Raw genomic sequence first — 18,088 nt, forward strand, 5'->3', positions numbered from 1 at the left:
CTCACCCCTCACTCGCGGGGACGGTGAACTCGCCCTGGAGCAGAACCGGGGCACGACGGTGGATCAGGGTGTCGGCGCGGGCGGCCATGGTGTCGACGACGAAGCGTTGCGAGGTCAGGTAGAACTCGCCGGATGCCGCCTGGTCGAAGAAGACGCGAGCGGCGTCGAGGGGGTCCATCGCCTGCGACTTGACCTTGAGCATGGCCTCGCGGTGCTCCTCGGCGGCCGCGGTGTCACCGTCCTCGACAGCGCCCGCCGACTCGAAGATGTTGGAGGCGACCGCGCCGGGCAGCACCGCCTGGACGTGGACGTGATCAGCGTGCCCGGCCAGTTCGACCTCCTGGTGCAGACACTCGGTGAGGGCGAGCACGGCGTGCTTGCTCATGATGTAGGGAGCTTGGAGGGGTGCGGCGCTGACCCCGCCGATCGAGGACAGGTTCCACACCCACGACCGCGCGGGCTCGGCGAGCATGCGCGGCAGGAACGCGCGGATGCCGTGGAAGACGCCGCTGACGTTGATCGAGACCAGGCGCTCCCAGTTGGCGACCGGGGTGTCCCACAGGTAGCCGAACTGCTCGACGCCAGCGTTGTTGACCAGCAGCCGAACTGGGCCCACTTCGGTCACGGTGCGTTCGGCAAGCCGTTCAAGTGCCTGGGGATCACGCACGTCGCAGGCGATGTCGACCGCGCGGGTGCCGGCCGCCTCCAGCTCGGCGCGCAGGGCCGCGATGGCGGCGGTGTCGACATCGGCGAGCACGACGGTCATGCCCAGCTCCAGCGCGGCGTGGCGGGCCAGTCCCGCGCCGATGCCGGCGCCGGCGCCGGTGATCACGGCGACACCACCGCCGAACAGGGTCCTCGCGTCGTTCATCGGATGCTCTTCTCACGTTCGGCGACGATCTCGCGGATGGCCCGGACGACCGGCGCGAACGTCGTCTCCGGATCGGTGACGGCCGGGGTGTCCATGTTGTTGTGGCAGATCGCCACGGCGATGCGGTCGCGCAGGTCGGCCCAGGCGATCGACCCACCCGCGCCGGGGCTGTAGACGATCTCGCGGTGCTCGCCCACCAGCGGATCGGAAGCCCCCGGTTCACCGCCGAGCCAGTAGCCGGCCGCGCCGAACCACACCGGGATGGGCAGCACCCGGTCCGGGTCGTGCGCGTTCTGCCGCAGCCGGGTCAGGGACGCGGCCCGTTCACGGGACAACAGCCGCACGCCGTCGAGCTCGCCGCTTTCGGCCAGCAAGGCGAAGATCCGGGCCACGGAGGGTGCGGTGGCGATGGCACCCGCGCCGGGATCGACGGCCTGCCGCACGACCCGCTGGTTGTGCACCTCGGAGCCGGGGAACACCGCGGGCGGGCTGATGTTGTGCTCGTCGACGATGGCGAAGGTGTTGCCGCCGTAGAGCGTGGCGACCCTGGGCAGGTCCGCGTCGGACACGCCGAGGTGGAAGTCGGTGACGCCGAGCGGTGCGCAGATCTCCTCGCGGACGAACACGTCGAACGGCCGCCGGCCGGGGTCGGTGCGGCGCACGACCTCACCGAGGATCCAACCCCACACCAGCACGTGGTAGGCGTTGGCCGTGCCGGGTTCGAAAATCGGGGTGTGCGCGGCAACGCGTTCGACCATCCAGTCCCAGTCGGCCATCAGCTCCCGCGTGACCCCGTCGGGCATCTGTGGGATGCCTGCCCGGTGTGACAGCGCGTGCTCGACGGTGGTGGTGTCCTTGCCGTTGGCGGCGAACTCCGGCCAGTAGTGGGCGATCGGCGCATCGAGGTCGAGCAGGCCGCGCTCGGCCTGCAGGTGCACGGCGAGCGCGGTGACGCCCTTGGTCACCGAGAACACCGGGAAGAGCGTGCGGTGGTCGGCCGGGGTGCCGCGCTCGGCGTCGGCCGCCCCCGCGACGGCGTCGACGATCAGCTCGCCGCGGTGGTAGGCGGCGACGGCAATGCCGGTCTCCCCCAGTTCGAGGGCGCGCTCGAGCGCCGTGCGGATGCGTGGGTCGTCGTGCGAGACGGTCATGGATCTCCTCGTGCGGCGGCGAACGGCGGAGTCGGGCCTGGGGTCGCACGAGACTAGGGAGCCGGCGTCCACGCGGGAGTGCGGTGTTCCGGTGAGTGGACGGATCAGGAGGTCACCTGGCGACCGGCGAACAGCCAGCGGCCGTCGGCATCGCGTCGCAGTTCGTCGGTGTAGGAACCGATGGCGAGGATGCTCGACGGCGTGTCGCCGGACAGGAGCTGGAAGTAGGAGTGCGCCGCGGCTCGGTCGCCGTCCACGTGGATCTCGTGGTTGGTGATGACGTGTCGATTTCGGGAGGCGGGGCCGGCGTATCCCAGCTCGCGCATCGCTTCGAGTCCTTTCAGGACCTCCTCATGGCCCTGCCACGTCACCTCGGGCATCCACCACTCCACGTCCTGCGTGCAGAGGGCGCCGATCTCGGGAATCGTGCCCTCGTCGGCCATGCGGGCGAACTGGTTGAGGAGGGTGACGATGCGCAGCACATCGTCGGCGGTGTTCTTCTCGTCGTTACTCATCGGTTCTCCATAAGCTTGCCGGTGTCGGATCGGCGATGGTCGCCCCGAGTGCCCGGCAATGACGGTGGTCGTCCCGGTGAGCGGGACAACGAGCTCACCGAGCGCAGCCGTGCGGCAACCTCCGTGCTGTGACGACTTCTGCTGACGACGCGCACCTCGACCTGGCGGTGTCCGTGCGGGACGGCATCGCGCTGCTGGAGATGCGCCGCCCACCCGCCAACCACTTCGACGAACGGCTCATCGGCGAGATCGTCGACGCTGCTCTCGCACTCGACGACGACACCGCCTGCCGGGTGATCGTGCTGGCCTCGCAGGGCAAGCACTTCTGCGCGGGCGCGGACTTCGGCGGCGGTGGAGGTTTCGACCGGGACCGGGTGGCCGTGTCCGAGCGGTTGTACCGCCGGGCCGCGCAGCTGTTCGACGTGCGCACGCCGATCGTCGCCGCGGTGCAGGGTGCGGCGGTGGGCGGAGGCTTGGGCCTGGCGTGTGCGGCGGACTTCCGGGTCGCCGAGGCGTCGTCGCGGTTCGTGGCCAACTTCGCGTTGCTGGGCTTCCACCAGGGCTTCGGCCTGAGCGTGACGCTGCCGGAACTGGTAGGCCGTCGCGTCGCCGCCGATCTGTTGCTGACCGGACGGCGGGTCGGAGGCGAGGAAGCCGTCCACATCGGACTGGCTGACCGGCTCGCCGAACCCGGCCGTGTTCGCGAGACCGCGCTGACGTGGGCTCGGGAGATCGCGGCGGCGGCACCGCTGGCCGTGCGGTCGATCCGGGCGACGCTGCGGGCCGGTCTGGCCGACCGCGTCCGGGCGGCGTTGGAGCACGAACTGGCCGAGCAGGCCCGGCTGTGGCAGACCTCCGACTGCGCCGAGGGCATCGCGGCGAGCCTGGAGCGGCGTCCACCGGTGTTCCACGGCGAGTGAGAACGGGGGCGTCGCCGGTGTCCCGCCGACGCCCCCGGCACGTCCGTCAGCTCCTCGCGCGAGGAGTGAACGTGTAGTCCTGCGGCTCGGGGGCGCGCAGCATGGCCCAGTAGTCGACCAGCCGCCACGGGCAGGTCACCCACGCCCGCCCGTTCTTGTTGCGGTAGTAGCCGTTGGCGGTGCCGCCGTGCTGCCACACGGTCTTGTCCAGCGACTCGTCCACGCGGCGGTTGTAGTCGTCGGTGGCCTCGCGGGTCGGCTCCATCGCGGCGAGGTCGTTCTCCACCAGGTACTGCAGGCTCTCCACGACGTAGTGGACGTGTTCCTCGCTGGTGATGTTGTGCCCGCCGCCGTGGTTGGGCGCCGCGTTGGGACCGGCGGTGACGAAGAGGTTGGGGAAGCCGGGAACGGTGATGCCGAGGTAGGCGCGCGGGTCCTGGTCGGCCCACGCCTCGGACAACCTCAGCCCCTCACGGCCGACGACGTCGAGGAAACCCAGGTACTCCAGCTTGAAACCGGTGGCCCAGATGATGACGTCGGCCTCGATGAACTCGCCTTCGGTGGTGATCACCCCGTCGGGGCGGATCTCGCGGAAAGCTGCGCGGTGCACGGTGACGTGATCACGCTTGACCGCCTCGAAGAAGCCGGGGTCCTTGACGATGCGCTTGGCGAACGGCGGGAAGTCGGGGGTCAGCTTCTCCCTGAGGTCCGGGCGGTCGCTGAACGAGCGGTCCAGGTGGTCGAGGCAGACCTGCATGACCGCGTCGTTGGCTGGAGACGCGGAGACGTGGGTCGCGTACCAGTCCTCGTCGATGCGGGCGATCGGCCATCCCTTGTCGGCGGCCCACCAGTAGGACTTGAGCCGGAACCACTGGTGGTAGTACGGGATGTTCTCCAGTGCCCACCGCGCGCCCTCGGGGACGTCGGCGGCCACAGCGCGTTCGGGGATGACCCAGTGGGGCTGGCGGGCGACGACGTGCAGTGCCTCGACCTGGTCGACCACGGCGGCCACGACCTGTACGGAGGTGCACCCGGCGCCGAGCACGACGACCTTCTTCCCGGTCAGGTCGACGTCCGGTCGCCACTGCGCGGTGTGCATCGTCTGGCCGCGGAAGGTCTCCGCGCCCGGGACGTCGGGGATCGAGGCGGCGTTGAGCACGCCGGTGGCGGTGACCACGGCGTTGGCGCGGTGGGTGCGCGTCGTGCCGTCCGGTCCGCGCACGGTGAGCGTCCAGGCCTGGTCGGCCTCGTCCCAGGTGCAGCCGAGCACCTCCGTGGAGAAGGAGATGTGGGGGTGCAGGTCGTACTTGCGCGCAACACCGCGCAGGTACTCCAGGTACTCGGGGCCGGTCGGGTAGTACTTCGACCAGGTCGGGTTCAGCTCGAACGAGTACGAGTAGAAGTGGCTGGGCGTGTCGACCGCGGCGCCGGGGTAGGTGTTGCGCGACCAGGTTCCGCCGAGGTCGTCGCTCTTCTCGAACACGTGGTAGCGGAAGCCGGCCTCGCCGAGCTTGATCGCGGCGTTGAGGCCGATCATGCCGGAACCGATGACGGCGACGGTGAAGTCCTGCGGCGGCCGGCGGGTGGCGGGCACGACGCGGCGGGCGGGTTCGAACCCAGCCTGCTCTCGCAGGTGAGGCACGTACTCGGCGTCCACGATGTCGTTGACGCAGACGCCGGCGAGTCGACGGAAGAGCTCGTCGTCGGGGACGCCCACGCGCGGCACGAGCGAGGTGTCCAGCAGACGGTGGGCGCGGTCGCGGACCTCGGCGGCGACTTCCTCCGGGTACGCGCCCAGCCACGCCGGACCGTCCACGGCGCGGTGCCGGGCGAGCTTGGCCTCGAACTCGTCGACGAGTGCGGTGTCCCCGGTCAGGTGCACCAGGGTGGCGAGCAGCGCGCCGGGGTCGGCGGCGTCGATGGCGGCAGCCAGGGCACCCCGGTCGACGCCGGTCACGGGCGAGACGACGTAGGTGGGCTGGTCGTGGGTGATCACGGTCATCGGGACACCGGTTTCTCGTGGTGGCGGGGCGAAACGACGGATGCGCGGTTCAACCGCGGGCGACGGCGGTCAGCGCTTCGGCGAGCGGCAAGGCCGCGTGGACGGGGCGGGTGGGACGCCCCCGCAGGCGGGTCACGCCGGCAGCCGCGTACCAGATGTCGGTGGCCGCCCGGCGCACCGCGGCGACGGCACGGTCGACGGGAACGGCGGCCGCCGGTCCGCACAGCGACAGGGCTGCGGACAGCCCGTCCTCGGCTGGACCGATGGCGGCGGCGACCGCGATGACGCCGGCGGAGCAGCCCTCGGCGTCCACCGCGACGCCGTCGTGGTCGCGCACCCGGTCGATCTCACGGCGCAGGTCGGTCTCGGTGCGGACCCCGCCGGGCGTGGCGGGCGCGGGGTAGGTCAGGTCGGGCCAGTCGGCGTCGTCGAGCTGAGCGAGCAGGGCGCGACCCGCGGCCGAGTGCACGGCGGGTTGCCGGGCGCCCAGCCGCCAGCCCTCCCCCTTCTCCGGCCAGCCGCCGATGCGTTCCAGGTGCAGCACGTCCCCCGACTGCAGGGCGCTGAGGTGGACGGTCAACCCGGTCGAGCGGTGCAGGGCGTGCATGTGCGGCAGGGCGGCCTGGTGCACACCGTCGCGGCGGACCACCTGGGACCCCAGTTCGAACATGCGGATGCCCAACGCGTACTCGAAGCCACGGCGCTCGATCCAGCCGAGGTCGACCAGGCGGCCGAGGATGCGGTGCGCGGACGAGCGCGGCAGACCGGCACGCCGGGAGACCTCGGCCAGGGTGAACCGGTGGCCGCCGTCGAAGACCTGGAGCAGGGAGGCCACTCGGTCGATCATCGCGGCGGGCGCTTCGTGGCTCCGGGCCGTCGTCATCGGCACCTCCCGGCAACATCGCCTTATTGCATAATCTGCCGACATGGCAGAAACTGACATGTGTGAGCGTAGCCGCACATCAGCATCGTGTAAACAAATCGTGTCCAATTTCCGCATACGATCCTGCATCCCGTCTTGCGGCCGTAGGCGGTCGTCGCGTGGAGAGGTGTGGCCGTGCCGAGGGGTGAGCGCCCGACGCTGACCGAGCGACGCGCCGAGGAGCTGCGCGCCGCCATCGCCCGCACCGCGATGGAGATCTTCGTGGCCGACGGCGACACCTCGGCGAAGGTGGAACGGATCGCCGAGGCCGCCGGCGTCTCCCCACGCACCTTCCACCGACACTTCCCCGTCAAGGAGGACGTGGTGCGCCCGCTTTTCCGTGCCACGTCCGAGGCCGTCGCGGCCGCTCTGCGGGACGTCCCGGACACCACCGATCCGGTCGAGGCCCTCGTCGTAGCCTGGACCGCCGCCATGCCAGGTGGCCGCCTCAGCGAGTTCGACCGGCGCTTCCTCACGCTGATGGTGACCACCTCGGAGTACCGCCTGCGCTGGCAGGAGGCCGACCAGGAGCTCTGCGAGGTGATCGCCGGGTACCTCGACCGCCGCCTCCCGGCCGGCGGGCACCCGCTGCACCGGACGCTGCCCGCCTACCTGGTCGTGCACGCCACCCGGCACGTCTTCGAGCACTGGATCACGTCCGGCTCCGAGGAGGACCTCGCCGGGCTGTTGCGCGACGCGCTGCGGATGGTGCTGGCCGGCGCGGCCGTGCGGTGATGCTCAGCCGAACGCGCCGCACTCGCGCAGAGCCGCGAGATCCTCTACCCCGTAACCGCGGGCGGCCAGCACGCGTTCGGTGTCGGCCCCCTGGGCGACGGGCGCACGAGGCGGCACCGGTGCCGAACGGCTGAGCTTGATCGGCACGCCGATCCCCCGGTAACCGCCGTCGGAGACCACCATCCGCCGGTGGCGGACCTGGGGCGCGGCCAAGGCGGCTGCGACGTCGTTGACCGGACTCGCGGGAACCCCTCGCACCCTCAGGGCTTCGGCCAGTTCACCAGCGTCCCGGGCGCGGAACAGCGGGTCGAGCAGGGCCAGCAGGTCGGCGCGGTGCTCGACGCGGTCCCGGTTGCGCAGGAACCTCTCGTCCCCGGCAAGGTCCGGCCGGCCCAGCACTTCCGTGAGCGCGGCGAAGTGGGCGTCACTGGCCGCCGCCACGAACAGGCTGCCGCCGCGGGCGGTGCGGAACACCTGGTACGGCGCGACGGTCGGGTGCGCTGCCCCGGTGCGGACCGGCACGTGCCCGGACGCGAGGTGGGCGGCCGAGTGCGGGTGCATGAGCGACACCACGGCGTCCACCAACGTGATGTCCACCAGCTGCCCGCGACCGCTGACCGTCCGCTCGGCGAGAGCCAGCAGGACGCCCGCGAACGCTTGGTGCGCGGCGGTGATGTCCACGACCGGCACGCCGACGCGCAACGGGTCTCCGTCCGGTTCGCCGTTGACGCTCATCAGCCCGCCGTGGGCCTGCAACACCGCGTCGTAGCCCGGTTCACCGCCCAGCGGACCGTCCACGCCGTAGCCGGTGATGCGGCAGTACACCAGGCGCGGGAACCGTGCCGCCAGGTGCGACTCGTACCCCAGTCCCCAGCGTTCCATGGTGCCGGCTTTGAAGTTCTCCACGACCACGTCCGCGTCGGCGATGAGGTCGAGCACCACCTCCCGGGCCCGTCCGATCTTGAGGTCGAGCACGACGTTGGCCTTGTTGCGGTTGAGGCCCTGGTAGTAGGCGCTGGTGGTCTGCTCCTCGTCCACGAACGGCGGTCCCCAGCGCCGGGTCTCGTCCCCCGCAGGGGGTTCGACTTTGATCACCTCGGCTCCATGGTCGGCGAGCATCTGCGTGCACAGCGGCCCGGCCAGCACCCGGCTGAGGTCCAGGACCTTCAGGCCGCGCAACGCTCCCCCGCTCATCGGGCACCTCCTGCGACCGTCGACCACCAGGAGCCTTCCGCCACCACGGCGGCGGCCAGCCGGTCCTGCCAGTGGGCCTCGTTGCCGAACTCCTCGCGCCACGACCACAGCCGCGTGGTCGCCGCGCCGAGGTGGTGCTCGGCGGAGTAGCCGAGCGCACCGTGCAACTGATGTCCGATCGTGGCGACGACATGCGCGCCGGCCGACGTGGTGGCCTTGGCGGCGGCCACGGCGAACTCGGGCCGGTGGTGCGCCTCGACCGCGAGCAGGGCGGCGTCTGCGCTGATCCGCATGGCGGTGACCTCCGCCGCGAGCGCGGCCAGGTGTTGCTGCACGGCTTGGAAGCGGGCCAGCGGGCGGCCGAACTGCTCGCGTTCGGCCACGTACTGCCGCGCGGACTTCAGCACCGCACGCGCCGCACCCGCCAACTGCACCGACCGTGCCAGCGCCCCTCTCAGCCGCAAGTCGTCGACGTCGACCCCGACCGGTGCGGCGGTGAGCGCCTCGACATCGTCGAAGACCGCGATGTCGCGCGGTTCCCCGGCGAGGTTCTCCGCCTTCTCGAGCTCGCCCACAGGTACCACGGCCACCGACACCTCGTCACCGTCACGGGCGAGAACGACGATGTGGTCGGCATGTCGCGCCCACGGCACTGCCGCCCGGCCCGACAGCCGCAATGAGCCACCGCGCCGGTGCGCCTCGACCTCGTCGAGCGAGGCCACGACCAGACCACCTGGCACGGCCACACCGGCTTGGGCCAACAACCATCCCGCCAGGAAGGCCGACTCGGCGACCGGGGCGGCGGAGGCGTGGAAGGCGACGAGGTCGACCACCACCGCGAGGTCGCGCAGTCCCCCACCGCTACCGCCGACCTCCTCGGGCACGCCCAGTAGGTGGAAGCCCGTGTCGGACAGGTCTTTCCACAGCGCGGCGTCGAAGCCGCCGCGCGCCGACCGTCCTTTGAGGATCGCGCCGACCGCGGCCCGGATCTCCTCGTGCAGCTCGTCGTTCACCGGACCCCCAGTCCGCGGGCCACGACGGACCGCAGGATCTCGTTCGTCCCGCCGCGCAGGGTGAACGCGGGGGTGTGCGGGATCGCGTCCGCGAGCAGTCCCGCCAGTCCGTCGGCGCCCGGTCGGGGTTCGATACCGGCCAGCCTCCGCACGGTCTCCACGACATCGCCCTCGAAGCGCGAGCCCAGGTCCTTGACGAGTGCCGCGGCCACCTCGGGGGATCGTCCCGCAGCGAGTGCCGCGGCCACCGCCAGCGAGAGCTGCCGCAGCGTCCAGGCGCGGGCCGTGAGCCTTCCGACCTCGCGTGCGGCCACCGGGTCGGTGAGGCGAAGTTCCGACGACCACGTCTCGAGCAGCGGGGCGGTGCTGAGGAACCGCTCGGGACCGGAGCGCTCGTGCGCCAGCTCGGCGACGACCTGCCGCCAGCCCGCGCCACGTTCGCCCAGCAGCGCGCCGGCCGGGACGACAGCGTGGTCGAGAACGACCTCGTTGAAGTGGTGCTCGCCGTCGATCGTCGTGATCGGCCGGACGTGCACCGCCGGGTGCGGCAGGTCGACCACGAACTGCGACAGGCCGTTGTGCCGGTCCCCCGGTGCGCCGTCCGTACGTGCGAGCAACACGATCGCGTGGGCGAAGTGCGCGCCGGTGGTCCACAGCTTGGTGCCGGTGATCTCCCACCCGCCGTCCGCTTCGCGGGCGCGGGTGCGTACGGCGGCCAGGTCGGACCCCGCGTCCGGCTCGCTCATGCCGATGGCGAAGAAGCACTCGCCGCGAGCTATCCCGGGCAGGTAACGCCGCCGCTGTTCTTCGGTTCCGTTGCGCAGAACGGAAGGGGCCATCTGGCGGTCGGCGATCCAGTGCGCGGCGACCGGCGCGCCCGCTGCCAGCAGTTCCTCGACGACCGCGAAGCGCTCCAGTGGAGAGCGGTCGTGGCCGCCGTAGCGGGTGGGCAGGGTCATGCCCAGCCAACCGCGTGCGCCGAGCCGTCTGCTGAAGGCGGGGTCGGCGGCGGACATCCATGCGTCGCTACGCGGCCGGAACGCGCCTGCGGCACGCTGGTCGTCGAGGAACTGCCGCACCTCGTCCCGGAGCCGCAGCTCCGAGTCGCCGGGGCGGTGGGCGGCGAGGTCGATCGTGGCTGTCACCCGGACTCCTCTCTCGGGGTCCGGATCACACTAGAAAATTGGATCCAATCCTGAATCCATAGTTCCGCTGAGTGGACTCCTCATCCAGCTGACGGCCGAGGCGTCGCGCCGGCGCGGAACATCAGCGACAGTTGCGCCTCGGAACCCGCCCGGTGCGTGTCCATTAGCTCGACCAGGCGGTCCAGGTCACCCGAGCCCAGGGCGGCCACCATGTCCCGGTGCTCGGTGAGGATGCGTGCCCGCGCGGCCTCGTCGTAGAGGTACACCGCGTGGTAGGGCAGCGCCCACGTCCAGATGCGGTTGATCTCGGCGACCACCAGGTTCAGGCTGCTCATCTCGAAGATCGCCTGGTGGAAGGCGCTGTTGGCCTCCCTCATGCGGGGCAGGTCCAGATCGGCGGCGGCCCGTTCGACGTCCTCGGCGAGTGACCCGATCCGGTCCAGCTGTCCGGCGTCCGGGCGCGGCAACCCGCGGATCACCTCGGTCTCCAGCAGCCGGCGCATCAGGTACACCTGGTCGAACTCCGGACGGCTCAACCGCGCTACCGCGAAGCCCACGTTGTGCTCGTGCGCGACCAGCCCGTCGGCGACCAGCTGGCGCAAGCCCTCGCGCACCGGCAGCCGGCTCACCCCGAGCACGGCGGCCATCTGCTCCTGCCGGATCTGCTGCCCCGGCAGCAGGTCACCCGAGACGATCATCCGCTTGATGCCGTCGACCACGCGCGACACGGCCTGGTCGGCGGCGTCCGCGCTCCTCTTGGCTGGCATGGGCACTCCTCACGATCCGCACCACCGTACGGTGCGCGGTCGGGTGGGCGGGTGACGGCGCACCGGCCCGGCCCACCCACCGGTCAGGACGTGACGCTGCCGCCGTTGAGGTTCAGGATCTGCCCGGTCAGCCAGGACGCCTCCGGCGAGGCGAGGTAGACCACGGCCGCACCGACGTCCTCGGGCCTGCCCAGCCGCCGGGTGGGGATCTTCTGCGCGAACACCTCGGTGGCCGCCCCGGCGGCGTTGGTCTGCAGCCCGAGGGCCAGCGTGTTGACCGTGACGCCGGAGGGCGCGAGCTCTTGCGACAGGTGCCGCATGAAGCCCTCTACCCCGCTCTTGCCCGCCCCGTACAGCGACAAACCTTGGTCCGAGCCCGTGCGGGCGGCTCCGGAGGAGATCTGCACGATGCGTCCCCACCCGGTCTCGCACATGTCGTCCACGACCGCCGAAACGCAGTTCATCGCGCCGAACAGGTTGATCTCGATCGGCGCGCGCCACCGGCTCGGCTCCAGGGTGCGGAAGTGCCCCTGCCCGAAGTCGGCGGCGATACCGGCGTTGTGCACCATGATGTCGACGGACCGCCCCAACCCGTCACGAGCTCGCGCCACGGCCTCCCGGACCGCGTCGCGGTCGGTGACGTCGAACGGCACCGCCAACGCCGTGCCGCCCACCGCCGTGATCTCCTTCGCGACCGCCTCGGCCCGCTCGGCCACCAGGTCGTTGACCGCCACGGCCGCGCCCCGAGCCGCCAGCGCACGGGCGATGCCCGCACCCGCGTTCTGACCGGCTCCGGTGACCAGGGCCGCGTGGCCCGACAGATCGAACATCGTCGTCCTCTTCCCGTGTGTTGTGGTCGTCGAGACAGCTCTCACGAGCCCTGCACCAACTCCAGCGCGTGCCCCTCCGGATCGGTCACCACGGCCACCCGCATCCCGGTGCCGGGCAGCGCCCTGGGTTCGACGCGCACGGAGCCACCGGCCGCCACAGCGGCGCGCACGACCTCGTCGACATCGGTGACGCCGAAGCCGAGAACGACCTCACCGGCCGGCGGAACATCCCGATCGAGATACCGCACCAGCAGCACCGTCGGCCCCGCACCGGAGCCGGCGAGCACGAGCTGCTCGTAGCGACCCTCGCCCTCACCACCGGACAGCCGGTGCACGGCCGCCAGCGCGACGACGGACCGGTAGAACTCGGCCTGCGCGTCAAGGTCGTTCACGACGACCTTGACGAACGTCAACTGCCCACCGTCGCCCATGAACCCTCCGGAAGTGGCGTGTCACGACGGCGCGCAGTACAGCCGTTCCGGCTGCGACGAATCGGCCGGTGTTCCACTGAGCGGGAGCACGGACATCACCTGAGCGGTGTGCGGCGCCTTGGTCGTGAAAGTCAGCCCGCACCGATCACCGCGAAGACCGGAGACACCGATCGCAGCGGCAACAAGGCGAGTCTTCTGCTTCACGAGGTGCTGCCCGTGGCCGCCCGCGACTGAGCTCCCTCAACGGATTCGAGCTGAGCGAGAAAGGCGTTGCTCTCGGCCTGGCGCGGGTAGCCAGCGACGTCCTTGACGCATTCAGGGCACCAGTGACCGCCGGTCAGGACCAGACGCGGGCTGCCGATGAACTCATGGCCGAACGCGCACCGCCAGGACAGCGGCGTGGCGATATCGCCCTTCGGCACATCACCGGAGAGGAGCTCTCCCCCGCGGAAAGCGGCAGCGTCGCCGTAATCCGAGGCCGTCCACCGGGCGGGGTCCTTGTCCTCGTCGTAGCCGTGATCCAGCCGGGATGGCATGCGGTCCGGTTCAACGGGGTGGAAGCTGTCCCAACCGCCGATGGCCTCGAACTGCGCACGGGAACCGTAGTAGGCCGCGATCGCCTCCTCGTCCCGATCGCGGACGTAGGCAATGGTGCCCCGCTGCTTGCGGGTGAGCGGCTTCATGACGAAGTTCTTCACAACCCACGCCGGTATCCGACCCGCCATCTTCAACGAGGGGTTGGCGCGCAACGCCCGATCGAGTGCGGCGTCGAAGGTGTCACCGCGGAACGGCACCAGCTCCTGCAACCGGTCGGAGTCGGTGTACCACTGGCCGTGGAAGTTGCGGGTGGCGAACCAGTTCCGGTCGTACCAGCGCCGCGGGTCCCCGACACCCAGCGCCGCACTGATGCGTGTCTGCAGCTGCCAGTTGGTCAACCGCCATCCCTCGCCGCCGCCGATGTTGTAAATACCGCCCCAGAACTCATCGGGTATATCGGGTTCGCAGGCGTTGGCCAGCAACCGCGCCGCGTCCTCGGCAGACACCCACTCCATGACGCCGCCGAGCGTGGAGTGCGTCATGATCGGGTCGCGGATCTGCAACATGCCGGGGTGAAAGATGCCGGTCTGGCGCAGCCACGCCCAGCGGGGCAAGCCGGAGTCGACGAGTTCCTTCTCGGCGATCACCTTCGTCTGCCCGTACTCGTCATAGCGGGAAACGCGCAGCGGGTCTCCGACACGACCCCAATGGTGCGGCGGGTTGCGATCACCGGTCTGCGCGACGGAACCAATGCCGACGACGGCAGTACGGGCGGGGTCGGGCTGGGCACGCACCGCGCGGACGATGTTGCGGATGCTGCCCACGTTGACCCGGTGAGCCAACTCGGGGCGATCATCGGCGTACGGCGAAACCACCGCGCCGACGTGCAGAACGAAGTCCGCACCGCGCACGCAGCGCTCGACCGCCTCGTAGTCGGTGAGGTCCCCGTGGACGACCTCGAGGTTCTCCATGTCCGCGTAGCGGCGAATCACTTCGGTGTCGCGCTTGCTGGGCAGGACCAACGCCACGACCTCGACGTGGTCTGCGCGCACGCGGAATTCGTCGAGGACTGCGCGCCCCCAGTTACCTGTGGCACCGGTGAGGAAGACCCGAGTTCGCCTGTTTCGCAAGTGTGGCCTCATTTCGCGTGGTGAGGGCGTTGTGGAGCGACGTGAGCCGCCCCGACCTGGTGGGCGATTGCGCTGTCATGGGGAACTGCTGCTCAGGTCTGGACTCGACCGGCCCCAGCTCGCTCGGTATTTCGGCCGGAGCCGTCGAAGGCAAGGGCCGTAAAGCCGGCGGCAGATGCGTTAGATCGTTGAACAGCGCTCCGTCGTCGGCACTAGCACGTGCTAGCCGCCGTGCCGCAAAGTACACGCGAGAGCTAGCACGTGCAAGCAAAGGTGGCGTCAAGCTAACCGACAGGTTCCAGCTTGTACGTGCCGACTAATGCATCTGCGCAGATCAAACGGGTGGCGGCGCTAGGGCGTGTCCTGCGGATCTTTCTCATGATCGTGTGCAGATGATGGTCTGTGGTCGGACGTGGTGAGCTGACGGACAAGGCCTGGGCGGCGATCGCGCCGTACTGCCTGCGCAGAGCGGGCAGCGCGGTGGCCGGTGGCGCAGCCACCGGCAGGTGATCAACGCGATCCTCTGGAAGGAACGCACCGGCGCCCCGTGGCGTGACCTTGCGCGTGCCGGAAACTACGTCCATGCAGGTCAAGGCACATGGCGATACTCGTGGATGACTCAGTCGAGAAGATAATGTCGGTCTATGATGCGGCGTTCAATCTGAGCGGGTTCGCCAGGCTGAGGCCGGCCCCGCAGGGGTGCCGCGTCGGCGAGCGATCGACGGGCTCGATGCTCGCTGTAGTACCGCTCGTACTCACCCAGCGCATATCGCAGATGGGCCTGATTCCAGATAAGCGGGCAATAGAAGAGGTCGCCGCGGAAGTTCTTGCTCCAGTCGATACAGATCAGCCCGAAAGATTGATTAGTGTCGGCTGGCCCTCTATACTGAATTCGAGCTATCCAATAGCGCGTGAACACACGAGTTGCGCAAGCTTGCTACATATGGGAACTCAAGTCTGGGACACGGAATTACCCCACGGGAGCAATTTATTCGTGGGGTAATTGCTTTATATAGGCACTTCTGGTGTCCCCGATCCCCAATCCAGCGCTAACGCCGCTTGCGTTGTACGTTGAGTTCGAGCGGGACTTCGACTGGTCGGCGAGGGTCTTAATCTCAGATCAGACCCGACGTAGGTGATTTCTAGCCGCAACTCGTGGAGTTGTGCTGTCAGGTCGGAATCCGGATTGTGCCCGCGCTCAGCGATCAGCCTCGGGAGCGTCTGAAGTACGACGTCCTCGCGGACGTAGGTGTTGGCCGGCGCATCCGGAGGCCGGTGTGACGCCCGGAAAGTCATCGCTGCCGCTCAAGCTGCATATCGGTACTCGTTGATCGCCCCACCGAGGATCCGCGTGCGGACGGGTCGACGGCCAGAGACGTCAAGATCATGCGCCACTCGGAGGTGCTCGTGAGCGTCTGGTGGTAGCTGGTCGCGGGCCTGGTGAGGCCGGTGTTCGTTGTAGTGCGTCTGGTAGGCCGCGAGTACTCGACGCGCATGGCTTTCTCCCATGATGAGGACGTGGTCGAGAACCTCGCGGCGGATGCTGCCGATGACCCGTTCGCAATGCGCGTTCATCCGAGGAGCTCGCGGCGCGGTCGCAATCACACGCAGTTCCTCTGCCTCAAATACGGCGTCGAACGCGTCGCCGTACTTGCCGTCGCGGTCACGCAGCAGGAACCGGAGAGACTCCATGCGCGCTCCGAGCTCGCCGGTCAAGTTCCTCGCCTGCTGCACCGTCCAGTTCCGTGTCGGATGGGCGGTGACGCCGGTGATGTGCAGACGCCTGGTGCCGTGTTCGAGAAACGCCAGCGCGTACAGACGTGCGCCGAGCACGGTGTCGATGTGGAAGAAGTCAGCCGCGATGATGCCTTCAGCCTGCGCGGTCAGAAACTCCCGCCAGGTCGGACCGCCTCGCCGAGGTGCCGGATCGATACCCGCGCGGTTCAACACGTCCCAGACTGTCGAGGCGCCGATGCGATGACCAAGCCGAACCAGCTCGCCATGAATCCGCCGATGTCCCCACCGTGGATTTTCCCTGGCAAGCCGGAGCACGAGCGCCCTGATCGCCGTCTGGGTGGAGGGACGCCCGGTCCGCCGACGTGCGCTGTAGTCCCACTTCCAAGCGACGAACCTGCGATGCCAGCCGAGCAACGTCCCAGGAGTAACCGGGAAAACCACCTTCCAGTGCGAGCGGTCCACCAGTCTCGACAGCGCAGCGAACCAGAACCGGTCCGCGGTCTCATAACGGACCGGCCCGGTCAGCTGCCGACGAAGCACGACGTTCTCGTGCCGCAGCACGAGAAGCTCCGCGTCCTTGGCTGCCTCACTGCGAAGCAGCATGGCAGGGACAGACATCAGCTTGCAGACCACCTTGTACAACAGCGAAACGATCACCCGAACATGCTCGCAGCCGGAATAACATCACTGCTCAGAGCGGCGATGACTTTCCGGGCGGCACACCGCCGCTTGGCGTCCGATGGGCCAGCTGAACTGCGCCAGCTGCGTGGCGACGACGAAAACGAGCTCTGCCAGCGCCCAACCGAAGCCCGCCCAAAGCGCGGAAGCGGATCCACTGACGACGACCAGCACGAACGCGAGCCGGACGCCTTCGTCCGTGACCGCTGAGGTTGCCGCGAGGATCGTGCGGCTGCGTTCCGGATCTCGGAGCCTGCCAGCGGAGGCGAGCGCCGGCACTCGCGCCGCCAGCGCGACCAGCCACGCGAGAACACCCAGCAGCGCCACGCCAGCCTCTGAGACACCTAGCAGTATCGCCAGGACGGCCGCGAGCAGCACGAGAACGGCCGACACCACGGCGGCGCCCGCTCGGATCCTCCCACCGACCCGAGCAGAACCCGTCACGGGGTGTTCTTCTGCGCCTGCAGGTCCATCGATGATTCCAACGCTACTCCGCACACAGCCGCACCACGCGCCAGCACGCCTCTAGCCGAGTTCGAGTGGCGGGGACGGACCACAGCGCATCTGGTCGTCGCGGTACGACCGCAGGGAAGGACTGCGCCCCGGCCTGGCGGTGACGACGCTTGAATGCGCAGCCAGCCGCAGGGTGCCTGCGCCGCCCCGCTCAGCACGTCCGGACGTCAACCGTCTGAGCATCCGTGCCGGCCGCGTGGCCCTAGTCGCTGTCGGGCAATCCGGGCACCAACCTCAGTGTGCGGTTGCTGCGTGGATCAGTGCGCTTCTCGGCCTCGTCGACCTGCCGGATCAGCTCGTTGCGAACCTCGCCCAGCGCCGCGGACAGATCGCGCGACGAGGACGTGGCGATGAAGTGCAGGCGGGGCCGGCAGTTGATCCAGCATTCCAGGGTGACTCGCTGCTCTGCGCCCTGACGGTCCTTCAGGCTGATTTCCAGATCGACCTCGTCGTTGCGGAATGACCGCAACCTCAGGCCGAGCGCAGCCAGGCGTTCCGAGACCCAGCCGCGTTCGGATGAGAGAAATCCGGTGGCGAGGCGTAGGCGCTGGGCGACGATTGCCACGCCTTCACGAGTGTCGGGCATGCGCCTTCCGATCCTTTGTGGAGTGTGCGCCTCTGTTGCCGGGCAATGACTTACCGGCGTTTCAGGCTGTACTTCGCGGTTCCTGCACAGGTTCGAGGAAGAGGTTCACGCAGGACAGCTGCTCGTCGGGGGAACCGGATTTTGCGAGTTAGTGGTGTTCTTCGGGATGACTGAACAGCTCGTCCACCGTTTCGGGACGCGACATGTTCTGGTTTCTCATGGTTCCGACTTTCTTCGCGTCCCGCGCTGAAGCCGAAGTGGCTACACGGCGCGAGGGATTGGGAAGTGCGAAAGCGCATCTGCCCCACAGACACAACCCTACACCTCATCGTGTTCGCACGAATCCTCTGTGGCACCTCCCTTGCGGGACAAGCGAAGTCGTTCGGGAAGATTCCCGAAGCCCCAGAACAG

Annotated in this window: 18 protein-coding genes; 3 read left to right on the plus strand and 15 right to left on the minus strand. The window is 69.3% G+C overall.

The window, feature by feature from the left end:
• Position 1: 1 nt before the first annotated feature.
• The 3 genes from BLT23_RS25155 to BLT23_RS25165 form a co-directional block, all read right to left on the minus strand.
• Complete coding sequence (locus BLT23_RS25155; protein WP_090052761.1) at positions 2–871, minus strand: SDR family NAD(P)-dependent oxidoreductase; 870 nt, start codon at positions 869–871, stop codon at positions 2–4.
• Positions 868–2,022: a serine hydrolase domain-containing protein gene (locus BLT23_RS25160; protein WP_090052763.1), complete on the minus strand. Its 1,155-nt coding sequence runs from the start codon at positions 2,020–2,022 to the stop codon at positions 868–870. Before BLT23_RS25160 ends, BLT23_RS25155 begins: the two co-directional genes overlap by 4 nt.
• A 104-nt stretch (positions 2,023–2,126) precedes the next feature.
• Positions 2,127–2,537 (minus strand): nuclear transport factor 2 family protein, encoded by a 411-nt coding sequence (locus BLT23_RS25165; protein WP_245744151.1) that lies wholly within the window; start codon positions 2,535–2,537, stop codon positions 2,127–2,129.
• Between the two features lie 128 nt (positions 2,538–2,665).
• Here BLT23_RS25165 and BLT23_RS25170 point away from each other — a divergent pair, with 128 nt between their 5' ends.
• A complete protein-coding gene (locus tag BLT23_RS25170; RefSeq protein ID WP_245744152.1) occupies positions 2,666–3,457 on the plus strand; it encodes an enoyl-CoA hydratase/isomerase family protein in 792 nt (263 codons plus the stop codon).
• A 46-nt stretch (positions 3,458–3,503) separates the two neighbouring features.
• Here BLT23_RS25170 and BLT23_RS25175 read toward each other — a convergent pair whose 3' ends face one another.
• Positions 3,504–5,459: a flavin-containing monooxygenase gene (locus tag BLT23_RS25175; protein WP_090052765.1), complete on the minus strand. Its 1,956-nt coding sequence runs from the start codon at positions 5,457–5,459 to the stop codon at positions 3,504–3,506.
• 49 nt (positions 5,460–5,508) lie between these two features.
• Complete coding sequence (locus BLT23_RS25180; RefSeq protein WP_090052767.1) at positions 5,509–6,342, minus strand: IclR family transcriptional regulator; 834 nt, start codon at positions 6,340–6,342, stop codon at positions 5,509–5,511.
• Positions 6,343–6,516: 174 nt separating this feature from the next.
• Here BLT23_RS25180 and BLT23_RS25185 point away from each other — a divergent pair, with 174 nt between their 5' ends.
• A complete protein-coding gene (locus BLT23_RS25185) occupies positions 6,517–7,116 on the plus strand; it encodes a TetR/AcrR family transcriptional regulator (RefSeq protein WP_245744153.1) in 600 nt (199 codons plus the stop codon).
• 3 nt (positions 7,117–7,119) lie between these two features.
• On the opposite strand, the gene BLT23_RS25190 is transcribed toward BLT23_RS25185, so the two are convergent.
• The 7 genes from BLT23_RS25190 to BLT23_RS25220 form a co-directional block, all read right to left on the minus strand.
• Positions 7,120–8,310, minus strand: coding sequence for a CaiB/BaiF CoA transferase family protein (locus BLT23_RS25190; protein ID WP_090052769.1), 1,191 nt, complete (start codon positions 8,308–8,310; stop codon positions 7,120–7,122).
• On the minus strand, positions 8,307–9,323 hold the full coding sequence (locus BLT23_RS25195) for an acyl-CoA dehydrogenase family protein (protein WP_090052771.1): 1,017 nt from the start codon (positions 9,321–9,323) through the stop codon (positions 8,307–8,309). Before BLT23_RS25195 ends, BLT23_RS25190 begins: the two co-directional genes overlap by 4 nt.
• Positions 9,320–10,468, minus strand: coding sequence for an acyl-CoA dehydrogenase family protein (locus tag BLT23_RS25200; protein WP_090052773.1), 1,149 nt, complete (start codon positions 10,466–10,468; stop codon positions 9,320–9,322). The genes BLT23_RS25195 and BLT23_RS25200 overlap by 4 nt, the downstream gene beginning before the upstream one ends.
• 80 nt (positions 10,469–10,548) lie before the next feature.
• The gene (locus BLT23_RS25205) at positions 10,549–11,235 is read right to left on the minus strand and encodes a GntR family transcriptional regulator (RefSeq protein ID WP_090052775.1); all 687 of its coding nucleotides are present in this window, start codon (positions 11,233–11,235) and stop codon (positions 10,549–10,551) included.
• An 83-nt stretch (positions 11,236–11,318) separates the two neighbouring features.
• Positions 11,319–12,065, minus strand: coding sequence for an SDR family NAD(P)-dependent oxidoreductase (locus tag BLT23_RS25210; RefSeq protein ID WP_090052777.1), 747 nt, complete (start codon positions 12,063–12,065; stop codon positions 11,319–11,321).
• Positions 12,066–12,106: 41 nt separating this feature from the next.
• Positions 12,107–12,496: a VOC family protein gene (locus BLT23_RS25215; protein ID WP_090052779.1), complete on the minus strand. Its 390-nt coding sequence runs from the start codon at positions 12,494–12,496 to the stop codon at positions 12,107–12,109.
• A 200-nt stretch (positions 12,497–12,696) separates the two neighbouring features.
• Positions 12,697–14,175 carry an NAD-dependent epimerase/dehydratase family protein gene (locus BLT23_RS25220; protein ID WP_090052781.1) on the minus strand — a complete coding sequence of 493 codons (1,479 nt, stop codon included), beginning with the start codon at positions 14,173–14,175 and terminating at the stop codon, positions 12,697–12,699.
• A gap of 494 nt (positions 14,176–14,669) precedes the next feature.
• On the opposite strand from BLT23_RS25220, the gene BLT23_RS42300 reads away from it, so the two are divergent.
• On the plus strand, positions 14,670–14,798 hold the full coding sequence (locus tag BLT23_RS42300) for a hypothetical protein (RefSeq protein ID WP_425434409.1): 129 nt from the start codon (positions 14,670–14,672) through the stop codon (positions 14,796–14,798).
• 670 nt (positions 14,799–15,468) lie between these two features.
• On the opposite strand, the gene BLT23_RS25235 is transcribed toward BLT23_RS42300, so the two are convergent.
• The 3 genes from BLT23_RS25235 to BLT23_RS25245 form a co-directional block, all read right to left on the minus strand.
• Positions 15,469–16,557 carry an integrase core domain-containing protein gene (locus BLT23_RS25235; protein ID WP_090052784.1) on the minus strand — a complete coding sequence of 363 codons (1,089 nt, stop codon included), beginning with the start codon at positions 16,555–16,557 and terminating at the stop codon, positions 15,469–15,471.
• A 27-nt stretch (positions 16,558–16,584) separates the two neighbouring features.
• Positions 16,585–16,905, minus strand: coding sequence for a hypothetical protein (locus BLT23_RS25240; protein ID WP_143036027.1), 321 nt, complete (start codon positions 16,903–16,905; stop codon positions 16,585–16,587).
• A 388-nt stretch (positions 16,906–17,293) separates the two neighbouring features.
• Positions 17,294–17,677, minus strand: a complete 384-nt coding sequence (locus BLT23_RS25245; RefSeq protein WP_089926798.1) for a hypothetical protein — start codon at positions 17,675–17,677, stop codon at positions 17,294–17,296.
• Positions 17,678–18,088: the final 411 nt, after the last annotated feature.

Source organism: Lentzea fradiae (assembly GCF_900100955.1).
GTDB classification, from domain to species: Bacteria; Actinomycetota; Actinomycetes; order Mycobacteriales; family Pseudonocardiaceae; genus Lentzea; species Lentzea fradiae.